This is a genomic window from Bradyrhizobium sp. STM 3809, assembly GCF_000239795.1.
GTDB lineage: Bacteria > Pseudomonadota > Alphaproteobacteria > Rhizobiales > Xanthobacteraceae > Bradyrhizobium.
In genome coordinates this window covers 1-3,966 of record NZ_CAFJ01000663.1, presented here as the reverse complement: position 1 = coordinate 3,966, position 3,966 = coordinate 1, and the positions used below count along the sequence as shown (strand labels likewise).

The 3,966-nt window shown below is 59.0% G+C and carries 3 protein-coding genes and 1 pseudogene; 2 read left to right on the top strand and 2 right to left on the bottom strand.

The genetic code is table 11. The features are described 5' to 3' along the window. Positions 1–974 (top strand): 5'-methylthioadenosine/S-adenosylhomocysteine nucleosidase family protein (locus tag BRAS3809_RS29390; protein WP_139017470.1); only part of this gene is annotated, 974 nt, incomplete at its 5' end. Here the strand turns inward: BRAS3809_RS29390 and BRAS3809_RS29385 are convergent. Together BRAS3809_RS29385 and BRAS3809_RS29380 are read right to left on the bottom strand one after the other, a co-directional pair. Beyond that, positions 971–1,303, bottom strand: a pseudogene (locus BRAS3809_RS29385) (hypothetical protein); the annotation flags it as partial. The gene BRAS3809_RS29390 and the pseudogene BRAS3809_RS29385 sit on opposite strands and share 4 nt — an antisense overlap. Before the next feature lie 246 nt (positions 1,304–1,549). Beyond that, entirely contained in the window at positions 1,550–2,653 is a 1,104-nt protein-coding gene (locus tag BRAS3809_RS29380; protein WP_008965651.1) for a cyclase family protein, read from the bottom strand. A gap of 27 nt (positions 2,654–2,680) precedes the next feature. On the opposite strand from BRAS3809_RS29380, the gene BRAS3809_RS29375 reads away from it, so the two are divergent. Continuing rightward, complete coding sequence (locus tag BRAS3809_RS29375) at positions 2,681–3,865, top strand: CobW family GTP-binding protein (protein WP_240535801.1); 1,185 nt, start codon at positions 2,681–2,683, stop codon at positions 3,863–3,865. The last annotated feature ends 101 nt before the right edge of the window (positions 3,866–3,966 follow it).

Sequence of the window (3,966 nt, the reverse complement as noted above, 5' to 3'; positions counted from 1 at the left end):
AGCTGCTAAAGCAGCTTCGATCAAATGACGGAAAGAATCGCACCACCCCTGTTATCGGGATGTCCGCCTTTCCGGACGAGATCGCCTCGTATAGAAACCGATTTGACGAACTTGGCGTTCTTATGATTGCGTTTGACAGCAATGACGCATGGCGTAAATCTCTGTCGACGTTCATCGAAAGCGTTGACATAAAGAGTACATCAATAACGCAACTTGATTTTTTAATCGTGTGCGCGCTGGAGGAGGAGCGACAAGGATTTCGGAGCACCGAACTAATGAAGGTGTCCGAAGTGGTTGTCGGCGGCTTAAACGTGCAATATGTCTACCTTGATGGAGATAGGAGATACCTGGGAGGCATATTGCGCCTCGGACAAATGGGGCTAGTCGCGTGTACGTACGAGACAACCCTAGCGCTCAATCTGTTTCGGATCGATATTCTCTGCATGACTGGAATATGCGCGGGCTTTAGCAAGCAGGCAAGCCTAGGTCAGATTATTGTTGGATCACCGGCGTGGGAGTATCAGGCCGGGAAGTGGTCGCTCAATGGGTTTGAGATTGCGCCTACGCAAATCCCTTTAAAGTCACAAACTCGCGCAATTATCGATCACACGATATCAAAACCCGATTTTGAGCAAGCGCTCGAGGCACGGCTCGACTCGAACTGCCCAAGGCCCGCCTTGCGCTCAAAACCCAAGCTTGCGCCATTTGTTACCGGATCGGCTGTTATTGCCGATAGTCAGAGATTGACTCACATAGAGCAGCAACACCGAAAAATCGCGGCTTTGGATATGGAAACTTTCGGCATCTATTTCGCCGCTCACGAGTCTCCGAATAGCCCGCGTCATTTTTTTTCATCTAAGTGTATCGTAGACCTTGCTGATGAGAAAAAGAATGACAATTTACATCAGTATGGCTGCACGGTATCGGCAAGAGCTACAGAACTGCTATTGCGCGAGTTGCTGAGAAGTCTTTAGGGATTAATTCTGCCACTGAACAGCCGAGCTAGCACTTGGTCATCTCTTAACCGAAACGCCGACACCACGATTGCCCCAACGATCCCTACTGTCAGCGTAGACTGCGCCGTGTAGTGTACTGTCCGGTTCCACGCCTTCACCTTGCGTGTTGCGAGATGAAACTCGTGCAGCCGGCTGAGCACCTTGTTCAGCAAGGCGACGTGTTCGACCTCGACGTTTTGCGTCGCTGACACCTTGACGATGTGGTGGCTGACCCAGCGGTTGATGGCGGTCATAGCGCCGTATTTCATCGGGCGTTCGACGGCGCAGAACAGGATGATGCGGTTCAATAGCTCTTCTGCGAGCGTACTCCGCTGCTTTGTGCAAACATTCGCTCCTCAACCAGCCAGCCGGGATCGGCGTTCAGCTGCTTCAATAGCTCTTGCGCGGTGATCGGCTTGTCTTTCCCCAGAGTTCATTCCACTTCTTTCTATGCGCACCAAGACTTGGCCTGTTACGCTTCGCAAATCCGCCCTACTACTCCACTCACCGAACCGTCGACGCCACGGTCGCGACCGTGGCGCCGACGCCCCGATTCACGTAATCGCAATCGGGCAGCCGTTGCTGCCCGTGGCGCCTTTGATGGGGGCCGGGGTGAAGCAATAAACGAACTGGTACTTCTTCGCGGCGATCAGCTCGTCGAAGACCAGGTTTTCGTGGTTGTGGATGCCGTGCTTGGTCTGCAGTTCGGCGTGGACGACGAAGGCGAGCGATTTGTCGGGATTTGGGACGACCTCGACGGCCCAGGTGTCGGCACCGGTCAGTGCGAGATCCTTGTCGATCACCCACTGGGCGGCGTCGAGCCCGATGCCGGGTTCGCCGCTGTTGAAGCGGTCGTTGTTCTTCATCCAGAGCGACCCCCAGCCGGTGTGGAAGAAGATCGCGTCGCCCGGCTTGATGTCGGCCTCGCTCATGTTCTGCTTCTGCAGTGCCGCCTTGATGTCCGCCGTGGTGATCTCCTGGCCGGCGTCCATCATGCCGCCCTTGAGCGCGACCATGTCGATGAGATGGCCGCGGGTGAACAGCGGCTTCAGCTTCTCGACGCCGAGCTTCTTGAGGCCATAGGCGTCGCTGATCTCAGCTGCGGAAAAGCCGTTGTAGAATTTCATCTCGCTCTTGTCGCCATCCTTGCCGAGCTGGATGCCGATATGGCCGAGGCCGTCGAACTGGGTGCCGGTCTGGCCGATCTCGGTGGAGAGAAACTCGTCGTGATAGACCATGCGGTTGTCGCCGAATGGGCCGCCGGTCGGGCTGCCCGGAATCCGCAGCGCAAACACGCGGGCACCGAACAGCGGCATGCCGGTCTCATAGACGCGGCCGATCTTGTAGATCTTGCCGTCCTTGATCCATTTGACGGTGTCGAGCACCTTCTCGGGCGTGATGTGGTTGGATGCCCCGGCCTCGTCGTCCTTGCCCCATTTCGACGGCCACCACGGCTTGTCAGTCCCCTTCGGCATGGGCGCGGCCTGCGCCTGCGCCTCGCTGATCGGCGCCAGCGAGAACTTGCCGTGCATGGAGCCGGCGAGCGCCGCGCCGGCTGCACCGGCAAGACCTGCCGTGCGCAGCAATGTCCGGCGATCGGTGGCTATCCCCTCGCTCCGGTCCTGGTTGGTCTGCTGACTCCTGACTTCTTTGTCCATCGTCACCTCCCCAGTTGAGCCCATTTGTTGGGCCTTAAAAAATCATTTTCGACATGCTCCACCTCCATTAGTCTCATGTCCAGCAACAAAAATAAGACAGTGGGTGGAGGCGTCATGAGCCTGTTCGAAAATGACAAATCAGCTCAGCGTTTGCCGGTGTCGTTGATCACCGGCTTTCTCGGCAGCGGCAAAACGACGCTGCTCAATCACTTGCTGCGCCGCGACGACATGAGCGACAGCGCCGTCATCATCAACGAGTATGGCGAGATCTCGCTCGATCATCTCCTCGTCGAACGCGTCGATGGCGAGGTTGCGGTTCTCGCGAGTGGTTGTGTTTGCTGCACAATCCGCAGCGACCTCGAAGAGACGCTGCGGGCGCTGCTGGTGCGGCGCGACCGCGCCGAGGTGCCGCCGTTCCGGCGCATCCTGATCGAGACGACGGGGCTTGCCGATCCCGCCCCCATCCTGCAGCTGTTGTTGAACAATCCGCTGGTCTCGCATTTCCTGCGCCTCGACACCGTCGTGACGACGGTCGATGCGGCCAACGCAGCGCATCAGCTCGACCGTCAGGATGAGGCCGTCAAGCAGGTCGCGCTTGCCGATCGGCTACTGGTCACCAAGTCTGACCTGGTCAACGATGTTGCCGCATTGGAGCAGCGACTGCGGCGGCTGAATCCAGGCGCCCGAATCGAACGCGTGAGCCATGGCGTGATCGATCCCGCCGACCTGTTCGGGGCTGCGCTGATCGATCCCGAGAAGAAGAGAGTGGACGTCGCACGCTGGCTCAACGAGCAGGCTTTCGCGCAATGCGGCGAGACGGCGCACGCGCATGGCGCCGGCGCCGAGCATGATCACGCCCATCACGGCCCCATCGGTCATGACCATGGGGATCACGGCCATGCCCATGAGTCCTCGGTCACGAGCTTCATGCTGGCGTTCGACGAGCCGCTGGACTGGATGACCGTGTCCGGCTGGCTCGCTTATCTGCGCCAGGCGCGCGGCGAGGATCTGTTGCGGGTGAAGGGCATCCTCAATCTTCATGGCGAAGCGACACCGGTGGTCATCCACGGCGTCCACCACGTCTTCCATCCGCCGGTTGCGCTTCCCGCCTGGCCCGACGCCGACCGCCGCTCGCGCATCGTCTTCATCACGCGGGGAATCACGCGAGACGATGTGCTCGCGCTGTGGGAGGCCGGCCGCGCCGCGGCGTAGCAGGCGTCGGGCGGATGAGCCGCAGGCGCAATCCGCCGCGTTTGGGGCAAGGACGGCGGATTACGCTGGGCTCATCATACTGCGTCAGAAAACACAGCCAT